General features: G+C 74.5%; 22 protein-coding genes. 18 read left to right on the top strand and 4 right to left on the bottom strand.

Annotated features, from left to right (window positions below):
* The first annotated feature begins 785 nt into the window (after positions 1-785).
* The 4 genes from tal to AB0M97_RS00425 all read left to right on the top strand — a co-directional run bounded on the left by tal (position 786) and on the right by AB0M97_RS00425 (position 3762).
* The gene (gene tal / locus AB0M97_RS00440) at positions 786-1934 is read left to right on the top strand and encodes a transaldolase (protein ID WP_365958424.1); all 1149 of its coding nucleotides are present in this window, start codon (positions 786-788) and stop codon (positions 1932-1934) included.
* Positions 1935-2307: 373 nt separating this feature from the next.
* Positions 2308-2727, top strand: coding sequence for an aspartate 1-decarboxylase (gene panD / locus AB0M97_RS00435; protein WP_365958423.1), 420 nt, complete (start codon positions 2308-2310; stop codon positions 2725-2727).
* Between the two features lie 25 nt (positions 2728-2752).
* Complete coding sequence (locus tag AB0M97_RS00430) at positions 2753-3097, top strand: N-acetyltransferase (protein ID WP_365958422.1); 345 nt, start codon at positions 2753-2755, stop codon at positions 3095-3097.
* Between the two features lie 20 nt (positions 3098-3117).
* Positions 3118-3762 (top strand): aspartate/glutamate racemase family protein, encoded by a 645-nt coding sequence (locus tag AB0M97_RS00425; protein ID WP_365958421.1) that lies wholly within the window; start codon positions 3118-3120, stop codon positions 3760-3762.
* A gap of 548 nt (positions 3763-4310) precedes the next feature.
* On the opposite strand, the gene gndA is transcribed toward AB0M97_RS00425, so the two are convergent.
* Entirely contained in the window at positions 4311-5750 is a 1440-nt protein-coding gene (gndA, locus tag AB0M97_RS00420) for an NADP-dependent phosphogluconate dehydrogenase (protein ID WP_365958420.1), read from the bottom strand.
* A gap of 340 nt (positions 5751-6090) precedes the next feature.
* On the opposite strand from gndA, the gene AB0M97_RS00415 reads away from it, so the two are divergent.
* A complete protein-coding gene (locus AB0M97_RS00415; protein ID WP_365958690.1) occupies positions 6091-7377 on the top strand; it encodes a transglycosylase family protein in 1287 nt (428 codons plus the stop codon).
* On the opposite strand, the gene AB0M97_RS00410 is transcribed toward AB0M97_RS00415, so the two are convergent.
* Positions 7367-8473, bottom strand: a complete 1107-nt coding sequence (locus tag AB0M97_RS00410; protein ID WP_365958419.1) for a DMT family transporter — start codon at positions 8471-8473, stop codon at positions 7367-7369. The genes AB0M97_RS00415 and AB0M97_RS00410 overlap by 11 nt on opposite strands.
* 227 nt (positions 8474-8700) lie before the next feature.
* Here AB0M97_RS00410 and AB0M97_RS00405 point away from each other — a divergent pair, with 227 nt between their 5' ends.
* From AB0M97_RS00405 to AB0M97_RS00370, 8 genes are all read left to right on the top strand, one after another.
* Positions 8701-9456, top strand: coding sequence for a (2Fe-2S)-binding protein (locus tag AB0M97_RS00405; RefSeq protein ID WP_365958417.1), 756 nt, complete (start codon positions 8701-8703; stop codon positions 9454-9456).
* 129 nt (positions 9457-9585) lie between these two features.
* Positions 9586-10755 carry a glycogen synthase gene (gene glgA, locus AB0M97_RS00400; RefSeq protein ID WP_365958416.1) on the top strand — a complete coding sequence of 390 codons (1170 nt, stop codon included), beginning with the start codon at positions 9586-9588 and terminating at the stop codon, positions 10753-10755.
* A gap of 49 nt (positions 10756-10804) precedes the next feature.
* Positions 10805-12025: a glucose-1-phosphate adenylyltransferase gene (glgC, locus tag AB0M97_RS00395; protein WP_365958415.1), complete on the top strand. Its 1221-nt coding sequence runs from the start codon at positions 10805-10807 to the stop codon at positions 12023-12025.
* A gap of 192 nt (positions 12026-12217) precedes the next feature.
* Entirely contained in the window at positions 12218-12424 is a 207-nt protein-coding gene (locus AB0M97_RS00390) for a hypothetical protein (RefSeq protein WP_365958413.1), read from the top strand.
* A gap of 581 nt (positions 12425-13005) precedes the next feature.
* The gene (locus AB0M97_RS00385; RefSeq protein ID WP_365958689.1) at positions 13006-14340 is read left to right on the top strand and encodes a wax ester/triacylglycerol synthase family O-acyltransferase; all 1335 of its coding nucleotides are present in this window, start codon (positions 13006-13008) and stop codon (positions 14338-14340) included.
* 106 nt (positions 14341-14446) lie between these two features.
* Positions 14447-15949 carry an SDR family NAD(P)-dependent oxidoreductase gene (locus tag AB0M97_RS00380; protein ID WP_365958412.1) on the top strand — a complete coding sequence of 501 codons (1503 nt, stop codon included), beginning with the start codon at positions 14447-14449 and terminating at the stop codon, positions 15947-15949.
* Positions 15950-16106: 157 nt separating this feature from the next.
* On the top strand, positions 16107-16280 hold the full coding sequence (locus tag AB0M97_RS00375; protein ID WP_365958411.1) for a hypothetical protein: 174 nt from the start codon (positions 16107-16109) through the stop codon (positions 16278-16280).
* Between the two features lie 50 nt (positions 16281-16330).
* Positions 16331-16813: a GNAT family N-acetyltransferase gene (locus AB0M97_RS00370; protein ID WP_365958410.1), complete on the top strand. Its 483-nt coding sequence runs from the start codon at positions 16331-16333 to the stop codon at positions 16811-16813.
* On the opposite strand, the gene AB0M97_RS00365 is transcribed toward AB0M97_RS00370, so the two are convergent.
* Positions 16814-18160, bottom strand: a complete 1347-nt coding sequence (locus AB0M97_RS00365) for an amidase family protein (protein ID WP_365958409.1) — start codon at positions 18158-18160, stop codon at positions 16814-16816.
* A gap of 279 nt (positions 18161-18439) precedes the next feature.
* Between AB0M97_RS00365 and AB0M97_RS00360 the strand changes: the two genes are divergently transcribed.
* Entirely contained in the window at positions 18440-21460 is a 3021-nt protein-coding gene (locus AB0M97_RS00360) for a glycoside hydrolase family 38 C-terminal domain-containing protein (RefSeq protein WP_365958407.1), read from the top strand.
* Positions 21461-21725: 265 nt separating this feature from the next.
* Here AB0M97_RS00360 and AB0M97_RS00355 read toward each other — a convergent pair whose 3' ends face one another.
* Complete coding sequence (locus tag AB0M97_RS00355) at positions 21726-22421, bottom strand: FCD domain-containing protein (protein ID WP_365958406.1); 696 nt, start codon at positions 22419-22421, stop codon at positions 21726-21728.
* 163 nt (positions 22422-22584) lie between these two features.
* On the opposite strand from AB0M97_RS00355, the gene AB0M97_RS00350 reads away from it, so the two are divergent.
* From AB0M97_RS00350 to AB0M97_RS00335, 4 genes are read left to right on the top strand one after another with little or no spacing between them, the layout of a single operon-like run.
* Entirely contained in the window at positions 22585-23925 is a 1341-nt protein-coding gene (locus tag AB0M97_RS00350) for an enolase C-terminal domain-like protein (protein ID WP_365958404.1), read from the top strand.
* Positions 23922-24725, top strand: a complete 804-nt coding sequence (locus tag AB0M97_RS00345; protein ID WP_365958402.1) for an SDR family oxidoreductase — start codon at positions 23922-23924, stop codon at positions 24723-24725. The genes AB0M97_RS00350 and AB0M97_RS00345 overlap by 4 nt, the downstream gene beginning before the upstream one ends.
* Positions 24722-25732, top strand: coding sequence for an aldo/keto reductase (locus tag AB0M97_RS00340; protein WP_365958401.1), 1011 nt, complete (start codon positions 24722-24724; stop codon positions 25730-25732). The genes AB0M97_RS00345 and AB0M97_RS00340 overlap by 4 nt, the downstream gene beginning before the upstream one ends.
* Positions 25729-26568, top strand: a complete 840-nt coding sequence (locus tag AB0M97_RS00335) for an amidohydrolase family protein (protein WP_365958400.1) — start codon at positions 25729-25731, stop codon at positions 26566-26568. The genes AB0M97_RS00340 and AB0M97_RS00335 overlap by 4 nt, the downstream gene beginning before the upstream one ends.
* The last annotated feature ends 22 nt before the right edge of the window (positions 26569-26590 follow it).

Raw genomic sequence — 26590 nt, 5'->3', positions numbered from 1 at the left:
CCGTGGACCGGAGGCCGTCGGCCACCGGGGAGCCGGAGAGCGGGTGCCGCTCGAAGGCCGCGGGACGCGTCGGCCGCCCCGCCGCCCCGCGCCCGCCCCCTCTTTCCGGCACACGAAATGGGTCCGGTCGCCGGAAACAGTCGCGGGAACGCCACAGGCGGGCAATTGTTCGGCTGGCCCGGACCGCTTCGGTGCCGCGGCGGCAACAGGCAATGCAGCCCGCAAAAGACGCGTTATTCGCTCCAGCGTGCCGCTTTCCCGTTCGCCCCGCGCCGGAAGGGCAGGGGAAAGCGGGAACCGCCGTCACGGACCCGTTCGCGGCCCCATTGCGCCGAGCAGCCGGGCGAGGCGCGGGGGAACCTCCCGAGCCGCGCCGCGGACGGAACCCCGGCCGGGCGAGGCCCGGAAAACAGGTCGTTCACCCAGGTGACGTGCGCCCCGAAGACGCTTGATGGACGAGTTACGGACAGTCCCGGTGGGGGAGTTGGCCAAGACGGCGACGTGGCTCATGCGCAGGGTGCTCCTCGGCAGACGGAGCGGCCGTGCCGACATTCCGTGTCGAACTCCCGGCCGACTGTTCGCCTCCCGATCCTGAGCCGAGAGCTAAGGTTTGGCCAATGATGATCGACGCACTTCGTCAAATAGCCCGTACTTCATCAGGTCGAAGCGAGAACAAGTTTGCGCCAAACTGCCACATCACCCGTAGTTCTTCTCCAACACACCTGGATAACCTCGATCCTGATGTTCGAACCCGCGACCGACATACCGAGGAGTGACGACCCGTCATGGCGGACCGGCTGAGCCCACCGGGCGCGCTGGAGCTGGACGAACTGGTCGCGGAAGGCGTCTCGCCGTGGTTGGACGGACTCAGCCGCGGCCACCTGGTCTCCGGGCGGCTGGCCCACCTCGTCGCGCACACCGGCGTCCGGGGCGCCACCTCGGACCCGGCCGCCCTCGCCGCGGCCGTCGGCACCGACGACGCCTACCGCGACCAGCTCGCCGCCCTGGCCCGCGACGACATCTGCAACGGCGACGCGGTACGGGCCGTGTGCGCGTACGACATCCGCCGCGCCTGCGACGAACTGCTGCCGGTCTACCGAGACACGCGCGGACTCGACGGCCTGGTCTCCACGGACCTGGATCCGCGCCTCGCCTCCGACCCGGAGTCGGCCGTCGCGGAGGCGGAACGCACACTGCGCGCGGTGAACCGGCCCAACGCGATGGTGAAACTGCCGGCCACCGCCGACGGCATCGCCGCGATCAGGGAGTGCGTCGGCGAGGGCATCCCCGTCCACGTCACCGCCGTCTACTCCCTGTCGCGCTACCGTCAGGCCCTCGACGCCTACGTGGAAGGCCTCCAGCGCGCCCGTGCCGAGGGACGCCGCCTCTCCGTGCTCTCCTCGGCGGTGTCCCTGCCCGTCGGCCCCCTGGACGCCGAAGTCGACGCCCGGCTGGAGGAGCTGGGCACGCCCGACGCCCTCGCCCTGCGCGGCGAGGCGGCCGTGGCCAGCGCCTGCCTCTTCTACCAGGTGTACGACGACTGGTTCGGCGGCGGCCACTGGCGCTCCCTGGCCTGCGCCGGGGCCCACCCGCAACGCCTGATGTGGACGGACACCGCCGTGACCGACCCGTCGTCCCCCACCCGGTACGTGGAACGGCTCGTCACCTGGGGCACGGTCAGCGCGATGACGCTCCCCACCCTGGAAGCCGCCACCCGCCGCCTCACCCTGTGCGGCGACACCCTCATGGGCCGGCACCGCGTGGCCCGGGAACTGTGGGACCGGCTCGAACGCCTGGGCATCGACGGCGAGGCGATCGCCCGCAAACTGGAGACGGAGAGCGCCCGCCGCCTGTCCGCCGCGTGGACCGACCTGCACGAGGCGGTCGAGAAGGGCCGGCGCGGGGCACGCCGGGCACGGGCGGCGGGGGAATGAGGGCACGCCGGGATGCGTCGAAGAAACGTTTATCGTCCGGTGTGGTGGGTGGGTCGCGCGGTGTGGTGACTTAGGGGCCTGAGTGGAGAGCGGGTGGCCGGCCGCGGTGGCGGTCACCGGCCGGCCTTCGGCCTCGTCCACCCGTCACCGGGCCCGTGATGCGCCCGCCCGTCACCCGGCCCGTGCCGGGGCCCGTTGTGGCGATGGGCGCCCGCCCGGCTCGTGCGCCCGTCAACCGGACGGTCCGGAACCTCACCGCGCTGCCGTCAGCTCGCCGTCCGCGCCCAGAGATCCGCCACATGTGCCGTTGTACAGTGAGAAAACGCCCTTGACCTGCAAGAGCAGGCAGGGAGCCGACCTCTGGGAGCACTCCATGCTGCGCACCATGTTCAAATCCAAGATCCACCGCGCCACGGTCACCCAGGCCGACCTGCACTACGTGGGATCGGTGACCATCGACGCGGATCTGCTCGACGCCGCCGACCTGCTGCCCGGTGAGCTCGTGCACATCGTGGACGTCACCAACGGTGCCCGCCTCGAGACCTACGTCATCGAGGGCGAGCGCGGGTCCGGGGTCGTCGGGATCAACGGGGCCGCCGCCCGTCTCGTGCACCCCGGCGACCTGGTGATCATCATCAGTTACGCTCAGGTGACCGACGCCGAGGCGCGGGCGCTGCGGCCGCGGGTCGTCCACGTGGACCGCGGCAACCGGATCGTGGCGCTGGGTGCCGACCCGTCCGAGCCGGTGCCGGGCTCGGACCAGGAACGCAGCCCGCAGGCCGTGACGGCCTGACCGGCGCAGCGCGAGGAGCGTGCCCATGAGCGACACCGAGATCCGCGACGACCGGGCGGCGGGCCGTCCGGCGGCGGTGGCCGGCGGCGAGGTCGCCGGCCGCGTCGAGTACGTCGCCCTCGAGCCGCCGGGGCGCGCCCCCGTCCCCGTGCGCACCGTTGTCGAGCCCGCCCACGAGAGGAAGGGCATCGCCGGCTCCCTCGCTCGCGAGCGCTACGCCACCGCCCGCCCCGGGGGCGTCCGCGTCGCCCCGCTGTGCCCCTACGTCGTCACGTGGGCCGAGCGCCACCCCGACCGGGCCCCGGCCGCCGACCCCGCGCTGCTGCGCGCGGCGGAGAGCCGGCTCACGGCCCACCCGGACCGGTTCTGAGACCGGCAGGCGGCCCGGCGGTGCTGGCCCTGCTGCACACCTCACCCGTCCACGTCCCCGTCTTCGACGCCCTGCGCCACCAGCACCATCCGGGGCTGGAGCTGCGCCACGTCGTGCTGCCCGAGTTGCTGGACCGGGCCCGCCGGGACGGGGCGGCGGCGGTCGCGGGCGACGTCCTGGCCGTCCTGCGGGGGGCCGCCGCCGACGGGGCGCGTGCCGTGCTGTGCACCTGCTCCACCCTCGGCGGCGTCGCCGAGGCTTGCGCCGGCGACGCCGGGGTGCCGGTCCTGCGCGTCGACCGCCCCATGGCCGCCGCCGCGGTCGCCCTCGGGCCGCGCGTCGTCGTCCTCGCCACCCTGAGGAGCACGCTCGGACCGACGGTGGCCCTGGTGGAAGAGGAGGCCGGCCGTGCCGGTCGTCCCGTCGCGGTGCGGACCCACGTACTGGACGAGGCCTGGCGGGCCTTCGAGGGAGGCGATGCCGGGCGCTGCGCGCGCCTGGTCGCCGGTGCCGCCGATGCGATCCCCGCCGCCGACGCCGACGTGATCGTCCTCGCCCAGGCCTCCATGGCCCCGGCCGGACCGCTGACCACCACCTCCGTGCCGGTGCTCTCCGGCCCGCGCCGAGGGCTCGCGGCCGGTGCGCGGGTGGCGCTGCGGCAGTAGCCCACTGGGCCGTCGCGCGTCATGCCGTCGTGTGACTGGCCGCGCCGGTGCCGGGTAGGCGGGGGAGTAGTCCAGGGCCGAAGTCGTCCGACTGGCTGGAGGACATGATGACGAACCCGTTCCCGGGCCCCGTCCCGCCGGGGCCCACGCCGGGCCCCGACCCGACGGACCCGCAGCCCCCGCCCACCCCGGTTCCGCCCCCGGAACCCCCACCCGGCCCGGAACCCACCCCGCCACCACCACCCGACCCGATGCCCGGCCCAGCACCTCACCCAGGTCCCGGTCCGGTACCCGTTCCGGATCCGTCACCCGTCCCGCCGGGCCCGGAGCCGGTACCCAGCCCGGAGCCGGGACCGCCGCTGAGCTGAACCGAGCGGACGGACGGACGGGCGGGCAACAAGGGGGGCGGGCCCTGGCGCCGGTCGGCCGCGCCGCGCCCCGCCCCTGCGCCCGCCCTCGGCGGGCCGATCACACCGCGGCCCGCCTCCGCTCGGCAGACCGCCGCCCTCCGCCCTCCATGACCCGGTGCCCCGCCCCACCTGCTCCTCCTACTCCGCCACCTCCGACCGGTCCCCGCCCCACAGCGTGTGGAACGACCCCTCGCGGTCGACGCGCCGGTACGTGTGCGCGCCGAAGAAGTCGCGCTGGCCCTGGGTGAGGGCCGCCGGGAGGCGTTCGGCGCGCAGGGCGTCGTAGTAGGCGAGGGCCGCCGCGAAGCCGGGGGTCGGCACGCCCTGGCGGGTCGCGGCGATCAGGACCTCGCGCCAGTCGTCCTGGGCGTCGGCGATCTCCTGCGCGAACGTCTCGTCCGCGAGCAGGCTCGGCAGGTCGGGCCGGGCGTCGTAGGCGGCCCGGATGCGGTCCAGGAACGCGGCGCGGATGATGCAGCCGCCGCGCCAGATCGAGGAGACCGCGCCGAGGTCGATGTCCCAGCCGTACTCCTCGCTGCCCGCGGCGACCTCGTGGAAGCCCTGCGTGTACGACACGATCTTCGAGGCGTACAGCGCCTGTTCGACGCGGTCGGCGAACGCGCCCGCCTCCGACCGGCCCAGCGGGGACGCCTTCGGTCCGGCCAGCCCGCGCGAGGCCTCCCGCAGCGCCGCGTGCCCGGACAGGGAGCGGGCGAAGACCGCCTCCGCGATACCGGACACCGGGACGCCCAGGTCGAGCGCGATCTGGACGGTCCAGCGGCCCGTGCCCTTCTGCTCGGCCCGGTCGGCCACCACGTCCACGAACGGCTTGCCCGTCGCCGCGTCCACGTGCGACAGCACCTCGGCCGTGATCTCGATCAGGTAGGAGTCGAGCCGGCCCGTGTTCCAGGTGCGGAAGATCTCCGCGATCTCGGCGGGGGAGTATCCGGCGACGTCGCGCAGCAGCTGGTACGCCTCGCCGATCAGCTGCATGTCGGCGTACTCGATGCCGTTGTGGACCATCTTCACGAAGTGACCGGCGCCGTCCGGGCCGACGTGCGTGACGCACGGGGCGCCGTCCGCCGCCTTCGCGGAGATCTTCTCCAGCATCGGGCCCAGCGACTCGTACGACTCCTTCGAGCCGCCCGGCATGATGCTCGGGCCGTGCAACGCGCCCTCCTCGCCGCCGGAGATGCCGGTGCCGACGAAGTGGATGCCCTGCTCGCGCAGTTCCCGTTCGCGGCGCCGGGTGTCCGCGAAGTGCGCGTTGCCACCGTCGATGATCATGTCGCCGGGCTCCAGCAGCGGCGCGAACTCCCGGATCACCGCGTCCGTGGGCTCACCGGCCTTCACCATGACGACCAGGCGCCGCGGGCGCTCCAGCGCCGCCACGAACTCCTTGGCGGTCTCGGCGGCGACGAACTCGCCCTCGCCCCCGAACTCCTCCACCAGCGCGCGCGTGCGCGAGGTCGTCCGGTTGTGCACGGCCACCGTGTAGCCGTTGCGGGCGAAGTTCCGGGCCAGGTTGCGGCCCATGACCGCGAGGCCCGTGACGCCGATCTGCGCTGCAGTGCTCATACCGCCTGCTCCTAGAAGTTCCTGCAGGTCCCGGGGACCTTGCGACATGTGGTGCCGGTCGTGCGCGTCAGTATGGCCGCTCGCGCCGTCGTGACGTGCCGACGGCCCGCCGCCCGGCCACCGACCGGTCCGCACGGCGTCCCGTGTGCACACCGTGCACGCCGTCCGGGCCCGTACGCACGCCACGGCCCCGAGTCCCGCCACACACCCGCACCCATCCGGCCAACCAAGGCGCATTCCCGGCCACTTGGCGCGAACGGTAGGCCGATTGCCGCCTTGTCACGGCATGTTCGCGCCGCTTACTTTTGCCGCTCCTGACGCATTGTCGATGGGGGGCATCATGGCCGTGCGCGGCCGGCACCGCCGGTATCAGCCGAACAGGATCAACCGCGCCTCACTCACCGTCACGGCGGGCGGCGCCGGAATGGCCCTTCCGTTCATCGGCACCGGCACCGTCCAGGCCGCCGACATGGACACCTGGGAGAAGGTCGCCGCCTGCGAGTCGACCGGTGACTGGGACATCAACACCGGCAACGGCTTCTACGGCGGGCTCCAGTTCACCCAGTCCACCTGGGCGGCCTACGGCGGCACGGCGTACGCGCCGCGCGCGGACCTGGCCACCAGGCAGCAGCAGATCGCCGTCGCCGAGAAGGTGCTGGACGGCCAGGGGCCGGGCGCCTGGCCGACGTGCTCCGAGCGGGCCGGGCTCACCCGGGGTGGCGACACGCCCGGCGCCCGCCCGGTCGAGGCCCGGGAGAAACAGGACAAGCCGTCCCGGTCCCAGGCGGACGTACGCCCGCAGACCACGCCGCAGTCACGCGTGGGAAGCACCGAGATGTACACGGTGGTCCGCGGCGACACGCTCTCCGGCATCGCGCAGGAGCGGCACGTCGAGGGCGGCTGGCAGGGCCTGTACGCCGCCAACCGCAAGACCCTCGGGCCCGACCCGGACCTGATCCTGCCGGGCCAGCGGCTGTCGCTGCGTGCCGGGGCCGCCGAGGCCCCGCCGAAGCGCACCGCCAAGCCGGTCAAGCCGTCGGAGTCCCGCGAGTCGGACACCCCGCACACCCGCGCCAAGCCCAAGCCGTCCGCCGAGGACCGCGCGAAGGACACGCGCAGAGACACCCGAAGAGAGACCCGGAAGGACACCCGGGAGGCAGCCCCGAAGGACAGCCGGAGGAAGGCGTCGCCGGAGCGGGCCGACCGCAAGGCCGGAAGCGGCCAGTCCGTCGTCGCCCCCGTCAGCGCCGCCCTCGGCACGCCGTACCACCAGGCGGGCTCCTCCTGGTCGAAGGGCTACCACACCGGCATCGACTTCCCCGTCCCGACCGGGACGTCCGTGAAGTCGATCGCCGCCGGCCGGGTCGTCACCGCGGGCTGGGGCGGCTCCTTCGGCTACCAGGTCGTCATCCGGCACGACGACGGGCGCTACAGCCAGTACGCCCACCTGTCGGCGATCTCCGTGCGCGCCGGGCAGACGGTGGGCGCCGGCCAGCGGATCGCCCGCTCGGGGAACACGGGCAACAGCTCGGGCCCGCATCTGCACTTCGAGGTGCGGACCGGGCCCGGTTTCGGCAGCGACATCGACCCGGTGGCGTATCTCCGGGCCGGCGGCGTCACCATCTGACACGTACGCGATGCCGGTCCAGCACCGGCATCACCGGCACCCACGGGCCGCCGTGGAGCGGTGCGCAGTAGCGCGGGCCGGCGCCGGGGGAACCCTCGGCGCCGGCACCGTCCGCCACGGACGGCGCGGGCGCCGGAACCAACGCCTCCGCACGCAGCGCGCCGGCCGCCGCCGGCTGAGGGCCGGTAAGCGAGGGCGCCGGGACCGGCTCCTTCTCGCCCGCGCCGCCCGGCACCGTCTCCACCGGCTCCGTCTCCGCGCCCTCCGTCCGCGCGATCCGCTCCGTCGTCAGCAGGATCAGACCGCCCGCCGCCACGACACCGCAGCTCAGCGCGAGCGCCGTGCCCGTGGTGCCGTACCGGAACGTCTCGCCGAACATCGTGATGCCGACCGCTGCCGCGACCACCGGGTTCACGACCGTCAGCGTGGCCAGCGGGGCCGCGAGGCCCGCGCCCCGGTAGGCCGCCTGCGACAGCAGCAGGCCCGCCGTCGCGAAGACGCCGATCGCGGCCAGGGACGGCAGGTCACCGGCCGACACCCCGCCGGTCCAGTCGACGGCGACCGTCTTCGTGAACACCGACGACATGCCGAACGCGATGCCGGAACCGACCGCGAGCAGCACACTGCGCACCGCCGGATGACGGTGCGCCGCGCGGGCCGCGACCATCAGCCCCACGACGACGCCGGCGGTGACGACGCCGGCGGCCACCCGCTGGGCGGTGTCCAGGGACTGCGCGTCGGCCGTGCCGACCAGGGACAGCAGTCCCGCGAGGCCGACGGTCGCCATGACGGCACCCCGCCACGCCGCCGCACCGGCCCTGCGCCGCACGAACAGCGCCGCCATGGGCAGCGCGAAGACGATGGTGAGCGCGCCCAGCGGCTGGACGAGGCTCAGCGGACCGTAGGCGAGGGCGACCACGTGCAGCAGACCGCCGAGGCCGTTGAGCCCGACCGCCGCCCACCAGCCCGGCCGGCGCAGCGGCGCGTACGTCTGCCCGGGGGAGGACACCGCGACCCGCTCCTGCATGATCGCGCCGCCCGCGTAGGCGACGGCGGACACGAGTGAGAGGAGAACGGACAACGCGAGGGCGCTCATCGGCCGCTCCTCTGCGTGAGGTGGGGGCGCGGGGCCCGGCGCGGCGAAGGGTCGTCTGCCATGAAGAACACGATGCCGTGCCCGGTTCTTCCCGTCGTCGTCCCTGAGGGGTCAATGGGTCCTACTACCGATGGAGTACGAATCGGGCGCCGTCCTCCCCAGGGTGGGCACCGAACACGCCAAGGCGCCGGGGATGTCCCCCAGGGGCCTTGGTATGACTGCTCCTCGTGGACCCCGACTTCGCCCCCGCGCCCGCCCCCGTCCTCGATCCCGAGCTGGCCGCCCTGCGCGCACCCGGCGGCTTCTTCGTCCTGCGGACGGCCGAGCCCCGGGCCTCGGCCCTGCCCGCGCTCGCCGAGGCATACGCGCCGGAGCCGCCGGACGTTCAGCGCGACCCGCTCGGCCGTCGCGTCCGCAAGGTCGGCGCCGCCCTGCGCGCCCCCGAGCCGCGCGTCGCGGCGTCCGTCGCCCAGCAGGGCCTCGCCGCGCGGCTGTGGTCGGTGGCCCTCGGCTGCGCCGCCCTCTACGGCACCGTCCCCGACCTCGACCCACGGCTGCTGCGCTGGGACCCCGACGGCAGCGCCCCCGACGACCTGTGGCTGCCCCGGGTACGCCCGCTGCCGGGCGGCGCGTCCACGCTCGCCGAAGCCGTCCTCGACGGTCACCTCACGCTGCTGAACACGGCCGTGCGCGCCCGCTACGGCCTCGCGGCGGGCCTGCTGTGGGGCAACGCGGCGTCCGCCCTCGCGGGTGCCGCCCGCGAACTGGACCGCTGGGCCCGTCGGCACGGCCGTACCGACACCGCCGCCCGGTCCCGGGCCCTCGCCGCCGGTCTCCTGCGCCACCCCCTGCTCGCCAGCACCGGCACCCTCACCGGCACGGCGTTCCGGCGCCGCAGCTGCTGCCTCTACTACCGCGTCCCGAACGGCGGCGTGTGCGGCGACTGCTGCTTCCCGCGTCCCCCGCGCACCACGCCCAGGTGAGGCCGACCCGTCCCCCGCCGAACGCCCCCCGGGCCCCACCGGTCACCCGTGCCCCCTTCCCCCCACGCCACATCTGGGTGACCATGAGGGTGACCAGGAGCGGGACCGTACGACGACAAGGGGTTGCGGGTGCGAGTGGGACTGCTGACCCGGGAGTACCCGCCGGACGTGTACGGCGGCGCCGGCGTCCACGTGGAGTTCCTCGCCCGCGAGTTGCGGCCGCTGGTCGACCTGGCCGTGCACTGCTGGGGCGAGGGCGGCTCCCTGGACGCCACGGGCGTGCAGCGGCACCGGCCGTGGGCCGCGCTGGACACCGCCAACGACGCGCTGCGCACCTTCTCCGTGGACCTCGCCATGACGGCCGCGCTCGAAGGCAGCGACCTCGTCCACTCCCACACCTGGTACGCCAACCTCGCCGGGCACCTCGGCAAGCTGCTGTACGGCATCCCGCACGTGATGACCGCCCACTCCCTGGAGCCGCTGCGCCCCTGGAAGGCCGAGCAGCTCGGCGGCGGCTACGCCCTGTCCGGCTGGGCCGAGCGCACCGCGATCGAGTCCGCCGACGCGGTGATCGCCGTGTCCGGAGCCATGCGCGAGGACATCCTCACCTGCTACCCGGCGCTGGACCCGGCCCGCGTCCACATCGTGCACAACGGCATCGACACGAGCCTGTACCGGCCCGACCACGGCACCGACGCGCTGGACCGCATCGGCATCGACCGGTCCCGCCCGTACGTCCTGTTCGTCGGCCGCATCACCCGCCAGAAGGGCGTGCCGCACCTGCTGCGCGCTGTGCGGGACATCGACCCGGCCGCGCAGGTCGTGCTGTGCGCGGGCGCGCCCGACACGCCCGAGATCGACCGCGAGTTCCGCGAGCTGTACGAGGAGCTGAGCCGGGCCCGCGACGGCGTGCACTGGATCCCGCGGATGCTGCCGCGCCCCGAGGTCATCCAGCTGCTGACGCACGCGGCCGTGTTCGTCTGCCCCTCGGTCTACGAACCGCTCGGCATCGTGAACCTGGAGGCGATGGCCTGCGGCACGTCCGTCGTGGCGTCCCGGGTCGGCGGCATCCCCGAGGTCGTGGAGGACGGCGTGACCGGGGTACTCGTCACGGCGGACGAGTCCGGCGACGCCTTCGAGGCGGGCCTCGCCCGGGCGCTGGACGCGGTGCTCGGCGACCCGGACAACGCCCGGCGGATGGGCGAGCGGGGACGGGAGCGCGCGGTGGAGGAGTTCGGCTGGGACGCGGTGGCCCGCCGCACGGTGCGGCTCTACCGGGAGATCCTCGGACAGGCTTAGCCGGCCGGGTTCGGGGCAGGATGGGGCAACCAGCGTGAGGGGAGCGGCCATGCGGCGTGGTGGGCCTTCGGTGCTCGGCATTGTACTGGCGGGCGGGGAGGGCAAACGGCTCATGCCCCTGACCGCGGACCGGGCGAAACCCGCGGTCACCTTCGGCGGCACGTACCGCCTCGTCGACTTCGTGCTGTCCAACCTCGTCAACGGCGACGTCCTGCGCATCTGCGTGCTCACGCAGTACAAGTCGCACTCGCTGGACCGGCACATCACCACCACGTGGCGCATGTCGAGCCTGCTCGGCAACTACGTCACCCCGGTCCCGGCCCAGCAGCGCCTCGGCCCGCGCTGGTACCTGGGCAGCGCCGACGCGATCCTGCAGTCGCTGAACCTGATCCACGACGAGCAGCCGGAGTACGTCGCGGTGTTCGGCGCCGACCACGTGTACCGCATGGACCCGCGCCAGATGGTCGCCCAGCACATCGAGAGCGGCGCGGGCGTGACGGTCGCCGGGATCCGGGTGCCGCGCACGGAGTCGTCGGCGTTCGGGGTGATCACGCCGGGCTCGGACGGCCAGACCGTCGAGCGGTTCCTGGAGAAGCCCACCGACCCGCCGGGCCTCGCGGACGACCCGGAGTGCGTGTTCGCGTCGATGGGCAACTACGTCTTCACGACCAAGGTCCTGATCGAGGCGCTGCGGCGGGACGCCGAGGACGAGAACTCGGTGCACGACATGGGCGGCTCGATCCTGCCGCAGCTCACCGACCGCGGCGAGGCCGGGCTGTACGACTTCAGCGCCAACCACGTGCCCGGCGAGACCACCCGCGACCAGGGCTACTGGCGTGACGTCGGCACCCTGGACGCGTACTACGACGCCCACATGGACCTGATCGCCGAACGGCCCGCGTTCAACCTCTACAACCGCAGCTGGCCGATCTACACGCACTCCTACCAGCTGTCGCCGGCCCGCTTCAACGCCGGGGGCATCGCCAGCGAGTCCATCGTCAGCGCGGGGTGCCTGATCCGCGGCCAGGTGACCCGGTCGGTGCTGTCGCCGGGCGTCGTGGTCGACCCGGGCGCGGTCGTGCAGGGCTCGGTGCTGCACGACAACGTGCACATCGGGCGCGGCGCGGTGGTGCGCGGCGCGGTCCTGGACAAGAACGTCGAGGTGCCGCCGGGCGCCACGATCGGCGTCAACCCCGAGCGGGACGCCGAGCTGTACACGGTGTCCAAGGGCGGCGTGATCGCCCTCGGCAAGGGCCAGCGGGTGCCGTAGGCCCGGCTCACGCGCACGCACCCCAGGAGTCCCGTCCGTGTCAAGGGCGGGACTCCTGCTGTGGCTTGTCATGCACCTGGACGACAAACGGAATCCGTGTTGTCATGCCAACTGCCCTCCCTCACAACGTTGTAATCGCTGAGCGCCGGGCAACGAGCCACCCCCTTCGCCGACTTCTCCTCCGGAGGATCTGTGCGCATCAGAGGACTCGGAACCAGGCTCGCACTGCTGCTCGCCGCCGCCCTCGGCTGCACCGGACTGACCGCCGCGCCGTCCGCGTCCGCCGCCGGCCCGGCGGACGGGACGGCACGCCTGAAGGCCGCCCACGAGGCGCTGATCCGCGACGCGTCCCGGGCGGCGCCCGCTGGCTGCCCGGCCACCGGCGGGAACGCGGAGTGAGGAACACCCCGGCGCCCGCGCCGGGGCACGACCGGTGCGGCGGGCAGCGCTCCCGCTGCCCGCCGCCCCGGGGCGCCTGCCCGTGAGGCGCGAGTGAACCGGGCGCGCCGTCCGCCCGGAAGTCCTGCCGTCGATCGGCGTCTTCTGCGGCCACGGACCGCTGCGCCCCGTCGGCCCACCGACGGCATGATCTGACGACGGTCGTGTCTCCACGATGTCCGCCCGGGACGTCCCGCCGTCGATCAGCGTCCTCCTTGCCCATGGACCACTGCGCCCCGTCGGCCCGCACCGCCTGCGTGCCCTGCGACCGGACGCGTCCGGCGGCGGCCGCCGTCCGCCCGGTCCGAGGGCCCGGCTGCACGGTCGGCCCGCGGCCGTCGGAGTGGGGCGCGCCGGCCGACGCGGCGTCGCCCGTGCCGAGCTGACCGCAGACGCCCCATGAGCCCCGCCCCTCACGCGGCCTTCCGGAGGGGCGCGACCTCATCCGCTGTTGACTGTGCGTAGCATGATCGCGCTTGACCGTAATCGTCCGAAGAGATTCACTGCTGGTCCACCCGTCGTCGACGCGCGAGGCCACCCCCTTGACTGCCGACCTGCTCGCCCCACTCGACCTGGCCTTCTGGAACATGGACTCCGCCGAGCACCCCATGCACCTCGGCGCCCTCGGCGTGTTCGCGTCCACGTCGCCCACCGCCGGGGCGCACGCCGCCGACCTGCTCGCGGCCCGCGCGGCCGGCGTGCCCGGCCTGCGGATGCGCATCCGCGACGTGTGGCAACCGCTCACCTGGGCGCAGGCCCTCCCGTCCGCCTTCGGCGGCGCCGCCCGCGAACCCGACCCGGACTTCGACCCGCTCGACCACGTCCACCTGCACGCCCCGGCCGGGGACTTCCAGGCCGCGGCCGGCCGGCTCATGCAGCGCCCCCTGGAGCGCGGCCGGCCGCCGTGGGAGGCGCACGTGCTGCCCGGGGAGGACGGGACGTCGTTCGCGGTGCTGTTCAAGTTCCACCACGCCCTCGCCGACGGGCTGCGGGCGCTGACCCTGGCCGCCGCCGTCCTCGACCCGGCGGACCTGCCCGGGCGCCGCCCCCGCCCCGAGGAGCCCCCGCGCGCCCCGCGGCCGGACGTGCGCCGGCTGCTGCGCGACGCCGTGTCCGACGCCGGCCGCGCCCTCGACATCGGCGCCTCGGTCGCCCTCTCCACCCTCACCGCCCGCCCCACCCCGGCACTCACCTCCCGGCCCACCGGCACCCGCCGCACCGCAGGCGTCGTCCTCGACCTCGACGACGTGCACCTCGTCCGCAAGGCCGTCGGCGGCACCGTCAACGACGTGGTGATCGCCGTCGTCGCGGGCGCCCTGCGCCGCTGGCTGGACGAGCGCGGCGACGGCAGCGAGGGCGTCGCGCCCCGCGCCCTGATCCCGGTCTCCCGACGCCGCCCGCGCGCCGCCCACCCGCAGGGCAACCGGCTCTCCGGCTACCTGATACGGCTTCCCGTCGGCGAGCCGGACCCGCTGGCCCGGCTCGCCGCCGTCCGCACCGCCATGGACCGCAACAAGGACGCCGGACCCCACCGGGGCGCCGGCGCCGTCGCGCTGCTCGCCGACCACGTACCGGCGCTCGGCCACCGGCTCGGCGGGCCCTTCGCCGGCCGGGCCGCCCGGCTCTGGTTCGACATCCTGGTGACCAGCGTGCCGCTGCCCGGCCTCGGCCTCAGACTCGGCGGCAACCCGCTCGCCGAGGTGTTCCCCTACGCGCCCCTGGCCCGCGGACAGTCCCTCGCCGTGGCGGTGTCGACGTACCGGGGACGGGTCCACTACGGGCTGGTCGCCGACGCGCAGGCCGTGCCCGACCTCGACCGGCTCGCCGCCGCCGTGACCGGCGAGCTGGCGGCGCTGATCACCGCCTGCGAGCCGTGACCTGGCCCGGATTTGGCGGCGCGGCCCGGCGCTGAAGTAAAATCCCCCGTTCGACAGCGGGCGCGACCGGAGCGCCGCGCGCGTGATCAGGGGAAACGGCAGAGCGATGACGGTGACAGACGACGGCCCGGCGACCACGCACGAGGCGCCCCAGGAGCCGTACGGCCCCGGCATCGACCCCGAACGGCTCGCCATCTGCCTGAGCGTGCTCAAGGAACTCGACACGCTGGACGTCGACCACCCCGACGCGATCACGGTGCGCCGGGCGACCTCGCACATCTACCGCACGGTCAAGCAGCGCCGCCGCCAGGAGCGCCGCGCCGCCAAGACCGCCCACGACCGGGCGGTCACCGAGGCCACCGCGACCGGCTCCGCCGAGCGCATCGACGACGAGACCGAGGGCCTCCTGCCCTCCCCGAAGACCGGCCCCGGCCAGATCGCCGGGATACTCCGGCGCCCGCGCTCCTGCTACGTCTGCAAGACCCGCTACGTCGAGGTCGACTACTTCTACCACCAGCTCTGCCAGAAGTGCGCCGCCGAGAACCGCGCCCGCCGCGACGCCCGCGCCGACCTCACCGGCAAGCGCGCCCTGCTCACCGGCGGACGCGCCAAGATCGGCATGTACATCGCGCTGCGGCTGCTGCGCGACGGCGCGCACACCACGATCACGACCAGGTTCCCGAAGGACGCCATCCGCCGCTTCAAGGCCATGGACGACTCCGCGGACTGGATCCACCGCCTGGAGGTCGTCGGCATCGACCTGCGCGACCCCGCCCAGGCCGTGGCTCTGGCCGACCAGGTCGCCGAGCAGGGACCGCTCGACATCCTGATCAACAACGCGACCCAGACGGTGCGCCGCCTGCCCTCCGCCTACGCCGCGCTCGTCGAGGGCGAGAGCGCCCCGCTGCCCGCCGGGGAACTGCCCGCCCACCACGTCATCGGCGCCTTCGGCTCCGGCTCGGTCGACGGCCTGGCCGCGCTGCCCGCCGGCGTCAGCGGCCTGGACGCCCAGCAGGTCGCCGAACTCGCCCTGGTCGCCGGGCACGCCAGCGTGGAACGGCACCGGGACGGCACCGCCATCGACGCGGGCGGCCTGCTCCCGGACGTCGTGGACAGCAACACCTGGGTGCAGACCATCGAGCAGATCTCCCCGGTGGAGCTGCTGGAGACCCAGCTGTGCAACTACACGGCGCCCTTCATCCTGATCAGCAAGCTCCGGCCGGCGATGGCCGAGGCCGCGCGCAGGGCGACGCGGGGGCGCGCGTACGTCGTCAACGTCTCGGCGATGGAGGGCGTGTTCGCCCGCGGCTACAAGGGCGCGGGCCACCCCAACACCAACGCCGCCAAGGCGGCCATGAACATGGTGACCCGGACCAGCGCCCAGGAGATGTTCGACACCGACCGCATCCTGATGACCTCGGTCGACACCGGCTGGATCACCGACGAGCGCCCCCACTACGACAAGCTGCGCCTGGCCGAGGCCGGCTTCCACGCCCCGCTCGACCTGGTCGACGGCGCGGCCCGCGTCTACGACCCGATCGTGCGCGGCGAGGAGGGCGAGGACCTGTACGGCGTCTTCCTGAAGGACTACGCACCCGGCAAGTGGTGACCCGGCGCGGCCCGGACGCGGGCCGCGAACCGGGGCGGGCGGCGACGTGCGATCGTTACACGGTGTTTTCAGCCCCATCGAGCGGCCCCCCGCTCATCTGGTTAATCTGTAGCTCCACGGCCATCTGGCAGGGTGACCGACACATAAGGAGTGCGCGGTGACACCGGAGAAGACCAAGAGCGAGCAGCGTTCCAAGGACGGCCCGGATCGCACGGGGCGACGCCCCGGCGACATCGGAAGCCTCGACGTGTGGGCCCGGTCCGCCCCCATCCGGCTCGCCGGCTACGAGGACGACCTCGCCGAACCGCACATCCTGCCCAGCGTGGACTGACCGGCGCCCCTTCGTGATCCCGGCCGGCAGGGCGTGCGAGACTCACACCCATGCCGATCAGGGAAGCAACCACCGACGACTGGCCGCGGATCTGGCCCTTCTGGCATCGCATCGTCGCCGCGGGCGAAACCTACACCTGGGACCCGGACACCTCCGAGGCCGACGCCCGCGCCCTGTGGATGCACCCGGCGAAACAGGTCTACGTCGCCGAGGACGCCCCCGGCACCGTCGTCGGCTCCGCCTACGTCACCCCCAACTACGGCGGCCCCGCCGCGGGCATCGCCAACGCGGGCTTCATGGTCGACCCCGACCACGCCGGCCGCGGCATCGGCCGCGCGCTCGCCGAGCACGTCCTCACCGCCGCCAAGGCCGCCGGCTACCGCGCGATGGTCTTCAACGCCGTCGTGGAGACCAACCCCGCCGTACGCCTGTGGACGGCCCTCGGCTTCTCCGTCGTCGGCACCATCCCGGACGCCTACGACCACCCGCGGCACGGCCGGGTCGCCCTGCACGTCATGCACCGGGCGCTGTAGTCACTCCAGCGGCGCCGTCCGCCGCCAGGGGCGCAGCTCCTCCAGACGGGCGGCCAGCGCCAGCAGGTCCGCCTCACGGCCGGGCAGCGCCACCAGCTGCACGGCCGACGGGGCGCCCGAGGGCAGGGTGCCGAACGGCACGGACATCGCGGGCCAGCCCGTCAGGTTCCACGGCGGCGTCATCGGCGAGTACGCCGTGTTGGCCGCGATGTTGCGCAGCCAGCCCCGCTCGTGCCAGGGCGCGGCCGAGGGGGAGCGGCGGGCCAGCGCCGGGGTGAGCAGGACATCGTACCCGGTGAAAAACGGCTTCAGCCGGTCGCGCAGCTCCTCGCGGGCCCGGCCGGTGCGCACCCGGCCGAGGAAGCGCCGGCCGATCCTCGCGTGCACCCGGGTGCGGCGTGCCAGCAGCCGCGGGTCGAGACTCGCGGCGTCCACGGCGGTGCCCGCCGTCCAGTGCATCAGCGAGGTGACACCGAGCGACGCCGGGTAGGGCGGGTCGGCGCGCCGCACCTGGTGACCGGCCCGCATCAGCACCCCGGCCGCGTCCCGCGCCGCGCTCGTGTACGGCGTGCTCAGCGGCACGCCCGCGATCGGGCTGCGCAGCGACAGGGCCACCCGCAGCGAGCCGGGCGCCGCCTCCTCGTCCGCCTCGCCGGCGCCGGCGAGGACCGCCAGCATGACGCGCGCGTCCCGCACGGTCGTGGCGAGCGGGCCGTTCTCCGACATGCCGAACCAGTCGCCCTCGCCGATGCCGCCCGGGACGACCCCGTGGCCGGGCTTGATGGTGACCAGGCCGCAGTTGGCGGCCGGGATGCGCAGCGAGCCCATGCCGTCGTTGCCGAGGGCGACCGGCACCATCCCGGCGGCGACCGCCGCCGCGCTGCCGCCCGACGAGCCGCCCGCCGTGCGGCGCGGGTCCCACGGGTTGCGCGTGGTGCCGTGCACGCCCTCCGTGGTGCCGAAGACACACAGCTCCGGCACGTGCGTCAGGCCCACGACCACGGCGCCCGCCGCCCGCAGCCGGGCCACCGTGACGTGGTCCTCCAGGGCGGGCGTGTCGGCGGTCGCGGCCGAGCCGACGCGCAGGGACTCGCCGCGCACCGCCAGGTTGTCCTTCACGGCCACCGGCACCCCGGCCAGCGGCAGCCGGTCCAGGTCGCCGCGGGCGGCCACCTCGTCGGCCTCCGCGAGCGCCGCCTCCGTCCGCACCACGCGGAAGGCGCCGACGCGGGCGTCGAGCCGCTCGACGCGGGCCAGGTGCTCGGCCACCACCTCGCGGGGCGTGACCCGCTTCTCGCGGACGGCGGCGGCGATCTCGACGGCGGTACGGCCGACCCAGGTGGTCACGCGGGCTCCTCGGGGCTGGTACGACGGGCTGCAGGACAGTGGTGCGGCGGGGCCAGCAGGCGTTACTGGCGAGTACGCAGGGAGAACTCTGCCCGTACGGGGGCCGCCGCGTCGAGAACGCGTGCGGCGCGCCGTGCCGGGGGCCCGGGGACCGTCCCACCGGCACGGTTCGAACACCGTGCCGGTGGGGAGCTGTACCAGTCGTCGGCCCCCGTGACCGTCACGCACACCCGGCACCCCCGACCCGCCCGCGACGGACGACCATACGGAGCAGCCCGCATGCATGACGACCGCAGCCTGGTCGAGGACCGCCTCAGGCGCGTCCTGGACGACCGTGTCCGCCCCGCCGTGTACCCCGAGTCCGTGCCGCTGGACGTGGCGGTCTGGCACGCCCCCGGCGAACCCGTGCCGGTCGCCGAGGGCCTGGCCGCCGAACCCGAGCCGATCACGGCCGGCACCCGCTGGGGCGCGCCGTGGGGGACCAGCTGGTTCACCGTCACCGGGACCGTCCCCGAGGAGTGGGCCGGGAGGACCGTCGAGGCGCTGCTCGACCTCGGCTTCGACGGCAGCATGCCCGGCTTCCAGTGCGAGGGCCTGGTCCACCGGCCGGACGGCACCCCGGTGAAGGGCGTCAACCCGCTCAACCAGTGGGTGCGGATCGGCGCGCCCGCCGCGGGCGGCGAGCGGGTCCGGCTGCACATCGAGGCCGCCTCCAACCCCGTCATCTTCGGCCCGCACCCGTTCGGGCCCACCTGGCTCGGCGACCGGGAGACCGCGGGCAGCGAGCCGCAGTACACCCTCGGCCGCATGGATCTCGCCGTCCTGGACGAGACGGTGTGGCACCTCGTGATCGACCTGGAGGTGCTCGGCGAGCTGATGGCCGAGCTGCCGGTCGACTCCGCCCGCCGCTGGGAGGTCCTGCGCGCGGTGGAACGCGCCCTGGACGCGCTCGACCTCCAGGACGTGGGCGGCACCGCCGCCGAGGCCCGCTCCCGCCTCACCGGCGTGCTCTCCTCGCCCGCCGCGCCGTCCGCGCACCGCATCAGCGCCGTCGGCCACGCCCACATCGACTCGGCGTGGCTGTGGCCGCTGCGCGAGACCGTGCGCAAGGTGGCCCGTACCGCCGCCAGCATGACCGCGCTGCTGGAGGACGAGCCGGAGTTCGTCTTCGCCATGTCGCAGGCCCAGCAGTGGGCGTGGGTGCGGGACCACCGGCCCGAGGTGTGGGCGCGGGTGAAGAAGGCGGTCGCCGACGGGCGGTTCGTGCCGGCCGGCGGCATGTGGGTGGAGTCCGACACCAACATGCCGGGCTCGGAGGCGATGGCCCGGCAGTTCGTGCACGGCAAGCGGTTCTTCCTGGACGAGTTCGGCATCGAGAACGACGAGGCGTGGCTGCCCGACACGTTCGGCTTCGCGGCCGGACTGCCGCAGATCATCCGCGCGGCGGGCTCCAGGTACCTGCTGACGCAGAAGATCTCCTGGTCGCAGACCAACCGGTTCCCGCACCACACCTTCCAGTGGGAGGGCATCGACGGCTCCCGCGTCTTCACGCACTTCCCGCCCGTCGACACCTACAACTGCGCCATGACGGGCGCCGAGATCGCCCACGCCGCCCGCAACTTCAAGGACAAGGGCGCCGCCCGGCACTCCCTCGCCCCCACCGGCTTCGGCGACGGAGGCGGCGGCACCAGCCGCGAGATGATCGCCAGGGCCGCCCGGCTGCGCGACCTCGAGGGCTCGGCGACCGTCACCTGGGAGACCCCCAAGGCGTTCTTCGCCAAGGCCGCCGCCGAATACCCCGACGCGCCCGTCTGGGTCGGCGAGCTGTACCTCGAACTCCACCGCGCCACCCTCACCAGCCAGGCGAAGACGAAACAGGGCAACCGCCGCAGCGAGCACCTGCTGCGCGAGGCGGAGCTGTGGGCGGCCACCGCGGCCGTCCGCACCGGATTCCCCTACCCCTACGAAGACCTGGACCGCATCTGGAAGACGGTCCTGCTGCACCAGTTCCACGACATCCTGCCCGGCTCGTCCATCGCCTGGGTGCACCGCGAGGCCCGCGCCACCTACGAGCGGATCACCGCCGAACTGGACGGCATCGTCGGCGCGGCCCAGCACGCCCTGGCCGGCGACGGCGACCGGCCCCTGCTGTTCAACGCCGCGCCGCACGCCCGGGCCGGCGTCCCGGCGGGCGGCGCGGGCCCGGCCGCCGAGACCGGGCCCCGGACCTCGCTCACCGCGCGCGACGGCGGCGGGCACGTCCTGGACAACGGCCTGCTGCGGGTGGAGATCGACGCCCGCGGACTGGTCGTCTCCGCCTACGACATCGTCGCCGACCGCGAGACGATCGCCCCCGGCGAGGCCGCCAACCTGCTCCAGCTGCACACCGACCTGCCGAACAAGTGGGACGCCTGGGACGTCGACTCGTTCTACCGCAACACCGTCACCGACCTCGTGGACGTCGATGAGGCCGGGCCCGGTGACGACGGCGCGTCGGTGCGGATCGTCCGCTCCTTCGGCGCGTCCCGCGTCACCCAGGTGCTGTCCCTGGCGGCGGGGGAGCGGCGGCTGCTCGTGGACACGGAGGTCGACTGGCACGAGACGGAGAAGTTCCTCAAGCTCGCCTTCCCGCTCGACCTGCACGCCGAACGGTACGCGTCCGAGACCCAGTTCGGGCACGTCTTCCGGCCCACCCACACCAACACCAGCTGGGAGGCGGCCAAGTTCGAGGCGTGCAACCACCGCTTCGTGCACCTGGAGGAGCCCGGCTGGGGCGTCGCCGTCGTCAACGACTCGACGTACGGCCACGACGTGACCCGCGCCGTGCGCACCGACGGCGACCGCGGTACGACGACCACCGTCCGGGTGTCCCTGCTGCGCGCGCCGCGCTTCCCCGACCCGGAGACCGACCAGGGCGCGCACCGCTTCCGGCACGCGCTCGTGCCGGGCGCCTCCGTCGGCGACGCGGTGCGCGAGGGCTGGCGGATCAACCTGCCGGAGCGGCGGCTCACCGGCACGGACGGGGTCGCGCCGCTGGTGACGGTGGACCGGGACGCGGTCGTGGTCACGGCCGTGAAGCTCGCGGACGACGGCAGCGGGGACGTGGTGGTGCGGCTGCACGAGGCGCACGGGGGGCGGGTCCGCGCCACGCTGACCACGGACTTCGGGGCCACGGACGTCACGGCGACGGACCTCCTGGAACGCCCGCTGCCGCACTCCCCGCGGCTGGAGGACGGCAAGGTGGCACTGAGGCTCCGCCCGTTCGAGCTGATGACGCTGCGGTTCCGGAGGGGGGCGTAGAGGTCAGGCGGTTGAGCAGAGGGGGGCGGCGCGGGCGGGTGGGCCGAGTGGCACGGAGGGCGGTGATCATCCACGCGCGGGGGCCGAGCGGGACGGAAGGCGGTGCTTACCCGCACGCGGGGGCGCAGCGGCACGGAAGGCGGTCTCGTCCGTGCGGGTGCGTGCGGTGGGACCGAACGCGCCGCTCACCCGCACGCGCCGGCCCAGCGGCACGGAAAGGGGAGCTCACCCTCACGCGGGAGCGCAGCCGCACGGACCGTCTCGCTCACCCCCCGATCCGCTCCCGCAGCCACGTCTCCACCGCCGCCACATGCGCCGCCGCAGCGGTGCGCGCCGCCTCCGGGTCGCGGGCGGCCAACGCGGCGAGCACGGCCGCGTGTTCCCGCCGCGTGCGCTCGATCGCGCCCCGCTCCTGGTGCCCTCGGCGCACGCGGGCGCGGACCGTACGGGACGACAGGCCCTCCAGCAGCGCGGCGAGGGTCTCGTTGCCGGCGGCGGCCGTGATCGCGCGGTGGAAGGCGAGGTCGTGGGTGAGGAGTTCCTCCGGGTCGTCGGTGGCGTTCATGGCCGCCAGGTGCCGCTCGACGTCGGCGAGTTGCTCCTCGGTGATGCGGGCCGCCGCCAGCGCCGCCGCCGCCGACTCCAGGATGCGCCGCACCTCCAGCATCTCCGGCAGCTGCGCGCCGGGCGACAGGTCCGCCATGGCCCCGAAGGTCTCCAGCAGGTCGGCGGCCCGCAGCTGGGTGACGTAGATGCCGGAGCCGTGCCGTGCCTCCAGGACGCCCATGACCGTCAGGGCGCGCACCGCCTCGCGCATCGAGCCGCGGGAGATGCCGAGCCGCGCGGCGAGGTCCCGCTCGGTGGGCAGCCGCTGCCCGGGTCGCAGGGTGCCCTCGGCGATCATCGCCTTGATCCGCTCGACGGCGCGCTGCGGGACCGTGCCCCTGCCGTCCTCGTCCACGCCGTTCCTCCCGTCGCCGGCGCCGCAGTCTAGCCACGAAGTGGTCGGACCAATACCGGTTCGGTGTCCCGCCGTTCGGGCGAATCGGTCCGCCCTGGGGGTGTCGTGCACGGCGAGTGGTCTGATAAATATGCGGCAACCGCTTTCCGGGGAGGCCCCGCACGTGTCCGCGATCCGCACCCGCGTCACCGCCCTCGACACCCACGACATCCGCTTCCCGACCTCCCGCGAACTCGACGGCTCCGACGCGATGAACCCGGACCCCGACTACTCGGCGGCGTACGTCGTCCTGCGCACCGACGCCGCCGACGGTCACGAGGGCCACGGCTTCACGTTCACCATCGGACGCGGCAACGACGTCCAGGTCGCCGCGATCGAGGCGCTGCGCGGGCATGTCGTCGGCCGGTCCGTGGAGGAGCTGTGCGCCGACCCGGGCACCCTGTACCGCGACCTGACGGGCGACAGCCAGCTGCGCTGGCTCGGGCCCGAGAAGGGCGTGATGCACATGGCGGTCGGCGCGGTCGTCAACGCGGCCTGGGACCTCGCCGCCAAGCGCGCGGGCAAGCCGCTGTGGCGGCTGCTCGCCGACGCCGACCCCGCATGGCTCGCCGGCCAGGTCGACTTCCGTCACCTCACCGACGCCCTCACCCCGGGGGAGGCCGTGGACCTGCTGCGCCGCGGCAAGGAGGGCGCAGCGGAGCGCACCGCGCGGCTGCTGGAGCGCGGCTACCCGGCGTACACCACCTCGCCCGGCTGGCTCGGCTACGACGACGACAAGCTGAGCCGGCTCGCGGCGCGGGCGGTCGCCGACGGCTTCACGCAGATCAAGCTGAAGGTCGGCGCGGACCGCGAGGACGACCTGCGGCGCTGCCGCGTCGCCCGCGCCGCGGTCGGCCCCGGGGTGCGCATCGCCGTGGACGCCAATCAGCGCTGGGACGTCACCGAGGCGATCGAGTGGACACGGGCGCTGGCCGGGTCCGACCCGTACTGGATCGAGGAGCCCACCAGCCCCGACGACGTACTCGGGCACGCGGCGATCCGCCGGGCCGTGGCGCCGGTGAAGGTGGCGACCGGCGAGCACGTCCCCAACCGGATCGTCTTCAAGCAGCTCCTCCAGGCGGGCGCCGTCGACATCGTGCAGATCGACGCGGCCCGCGTCGGCGGAGTCAACGAGAACCTGGCGATCCTGCTGCTGGCGGCGAAGGCCGGGGTGCCGGTGTGCCCGCACGCGGGCGGTGTCGGCCTGTGCGAACTCGTCCAGCACCTCGCGATGTTCGACTACGTCGCGCTGTCCGGCACCACCGAGGACCGCGTCATCGAGTACGTCGACCACCTCCACGACCACTTCCTCGACCCGGTGGTCATCCGTGAGGGCCACTACACGGCACCCACCGCACCGGGCTTCTCGGCGGCCATGCGGCCCGAGTCCATCGCCCGGTACACCTACCCGCACGGCACCTTCTGGGCCGCCGACGCGGGCCGCACACCCAAGGAGGCGGCATGAGCGACGCGCAACCGGACGGCACGGACACGACAACCGGCGGCGGCACGAGTGACTTCGCCGGCCTGACGGCGCTGGTGACGGGCGGCGCCTCCGGCATCGGGCGGGCCACCGCCGAACTCCTCGCCGGGCGCGGCGCCCGGGTCGCCGTCCTCGACCTGGACCCGTCGCCCGTCGAGCCGCCCCTGCTGCCCTACCGCGCCGACGTCGGCGACGACACGTCGGTGCGCGAGGCGGTCACGGCGGCCGTGACCGCCCTCGGCGGCCTCGACATCCTGGTCAACAACGCGGGCATCGGCGCGCAGGGCACCGTCGAGGACAACCCCGACGACGAGTGGCACCGCGTCCTCGACGTCAACGTCCTCGGCATGGTCCGCACGGCCCGCGCCTGCCTGCCGCACCTGCGCCGCTCCGCGCACGCCGCGATCGTCAACACCTGCTCCGTCGCCGCGACGGCCGGCCTGCCGCGGCGCGCGCTCTACAGCGCCTCCAAGGGCGCCGTGCACGCGCTCACCCTCGCCATGGCCGCCGACCACGTGCGCGAGGGCATCCGCGTCAACTGCGTCAACCCCGGTACGGCGGACACCCCGTGGGTCGAGCGCCTGCTGGACGCGGCCGACGACCCGGCCGCCGAACGCGCCGAGCTGGAGGCCCGACAGCCCACCGGCCGCCTCGTCTCGGCCGGCGAAGTCGCGGGCGCCGTCGCCTACCTGGCGAGCCCGCTGTCCGGCGCCACCACCGGCACGGCCCTGGCCGTCGACGGCGGCATGCACGGCCTCAGGCTCCGCCCGGAGTCACGGTGACCGGGGCAGGCGGCGCGGCGACCAGCCGCCTGGGCCGCAGTGCCGTCCGCGTCAGCCGCCTGGGCTTCGGCGGCGGTGCCATCGGCAACCTGTACGCGCCGCTCACCGACGAGCAGGCGCACGCCGCGCTGGACGCCGCCTGGCGCTGCGGCATCCGCCACTTCGACACCGCGCCGCACTACGGACTCGGCCTGTCCGAACGCCGTATCGGCGCCGCCCTCGCCGGCCGGCCCCGGGCCGAGTACACCGTCGGCACCAAGGTCGGCCGCCGCCTCGAACCCGCGGACGGCGCCGGCGACGACCTGGCGAACGGCTTCGCCGTCCCCGCCACGCACCGCCGCGTCTGGGACTTCACCGCCGACGGCATCCGCCGCACCCTTGAGGCGAGCCTGGAGCGCCTCGCCCTGGACCGGGTGGACGTCGTCCACCTCCACGATCCCGACGACCACGCCGAGGAGGCCTTCCGCGACGGCTACCCGGCGCTGGAGCGGCTGCGCTCCGAGGGCGTCGTCGGCGCCATCGGCGTCGGCATGAACCAGACGGAGATGCTCACCCGCTTCGTCCGCGACACCGACATCGACGTGGTGCTGTGTGCCAACCGCTACACCCTGCTCGACCACGCCGCGCTGACCGACCTGCTGCCCGAAGCGCAGCGGCGCGGCGTCTCCGTGCTCGTCGGCGGCGCCTTCAACTCCGGCCTGCTGGCCGACCCGAAACCCGGAGCCACCTACGACTACGCCGCCGCGCCCCCGGACGTCCTGGAGCGCGCGCTGCGCCTGAAGGAGGCCGCCGAACGCCACGGCACCACCTTGCGCGCCTGCGCCCTCGCCTTCTGCGCCGCGCACCCGGCCGTCGCCGGCGTCCTCGTGGGCGCCCGCTCGGCGGCCGAGGTCGAGGACTGCGCCGAGCAGTTCGCGGCGCCCGTCCCCGCGGCCCTGTGGGCGGAACTGCGCGCGACGGGCCTCATCCCGCCCGGTGCGCCCGTACCGGCCGGGGACCGGGCGTGACCGTCGACGCCCACCACCACGTCTGGGACCTGTCCGTGCGGGACCAGGACTGGATCACCGGCCCTGAACTGGCGCCCCTGCACCGCGACTTCACCGCGGGCGAGTTCGAGGCCGAGGCCCGCCCGGCGGGAGTCGTGCGCAGCGTCCTGGTGCAGACGGTCACCGTGCCCGAGGAGACACCGGAACTGCTCGCCCTCGCGGCCCGGCACGAGCTGATCGCCGGCGTGGTCGGCTGGACCGACCTGACGAGCCCCGGCGTCGCCGACGAGCTGGCCCGGCTGCGGGAACTGCCGGGCGGGCGCCACCTCAAGGGCGTCCGCCACCAGGTCCAGGGCGAGGCCGACCCGCGTTGGCTGCTGCGGCCGGACGTGCGCCGGGGGCTCGCCGCCGTCGCGGACGCGGGCCTGGTGTACGACCTCGTCGTCCGCCCGCACCAGCTGCCCGCCTGCGCCGAGGCCGCCGCCGCGCACCCCGGCCTCACCTTCGTCCTCGACCACCTCGGCAAGCCGCCCGTCGCCGACGGCACGCGCGAGCCCTGGGCGGGCGCGGTGCGGACCCTGGCCCGGCTGCCGAACACCGTCGGCAAACTCTCCGGCCTGGTCACCGAGGCCGACCCGGCGTCCTGGACCGTCGCCGGGCTGCGGCCGTACACGGAGGTGGCCCTGGAGGCGTTCGGCCCGCAGCGGCTGATGTTCGGCTCCGACTGGCCCGTGTGCACCCTCGCCGCGCCCTACGGCGCCGTGCTCACGGCCGCGCGCGAGCTGACCGCCGGCCTGAGCGAGCCGGAACGGACCGCCGTCTTCGAGACGACCGCGACCAGGATCTACGACCTCTGAGCCCCGGCGATCACGCTGCGTC

Source organism: Streptomyces sp. NPDC051207 (assembly GCF_040682395.1).
Taxonomy (GTDB): domain Bacteria; phylum Actinomycetota; class Actinomycetes; order Streptomycetales; family Streptomycetaceae; genus Streptomyces.
This window is presented reverse-complemented; position numbering and strand designations above follow the sequence as displayed.

Bases quoted from the DNA above. Each gene is read 5' to 3' on its own strand.
- AB0M97_RS00415 (WP_365958690.1), top strand. From the start codon at position 6,091: ATGGCCGTGCGCGGCCGGCACCGCCGGTATCAGCCGAACAGGATCAAC.
- AB0M97_RS00370 (WP_365958410.1), top strand. From the start codon at position 16,331: ATGCCGATCAGGGAAGCAACCACCGACGACTGGCCGCGGATCTGGCCC.
- tal (WP_365958424.1), top strand. From the start codon at position 786: ATGGCGGACCGGCTGAGCCCACCGGGCGCGCTGGAGCTGGACGAACTG.
- AB0M97_RS00360 (WP_365958407.1), top strand. From the start codon at position 18,440: ATGCATGACGACCGCAGCCTGGTCGAGGACCGCCTCAGGCGCGTCCTG.
- glgC (WP_365958415.1), top strand. From the start codon at position 10,805: ATGCGGCGTGGTGGGCCTTCGGTGCTCGGCATTGTACTGGCGGGCGGG.
- AB0M97_RS00380 (WP_365958412.1), top strand. From the start codon at position 14,447: ATGACGGTGACAGACGACGGCCCGGCGACCACGCACGAGGCGCCCCAG.
- panD (WP_365958423.1), top strand. From the start codon at position 2,308: ATGCTGCGCACCATGTTCAAATCCAAGATCCACCGCGCCACGGTCACC.
- gndA (WP_365958420.1), bottom strand. From the start codon at position 5,750: ATGAGCACTGCAGCGCAGATCGGCGTCACGGGCCTCGCGGTCATGGGC.
- AB0M97_RS00345 (WP_365958402.1), top strand. From the start codon at position 23,922: ATGAGCGACGCGCAACCGGACGGCACGGACACGACAACCGGCGGCGGC.
- AB0M97_RS00410 (WP_365958419.1), bottom strand. From the start codon at position 8,473: ATGAGCGCCCTCGCGTTGTCCGTTCTCCTCTCACTCGTGTCCGCCGTC.
- AB0M97_RS00430 (WP_365958422.1), top strand. From the start codon at position 2,753: ATGAGCGACACCGAGATCCGCGACGACCGGGCGGCGGGCCGTCCGGCG.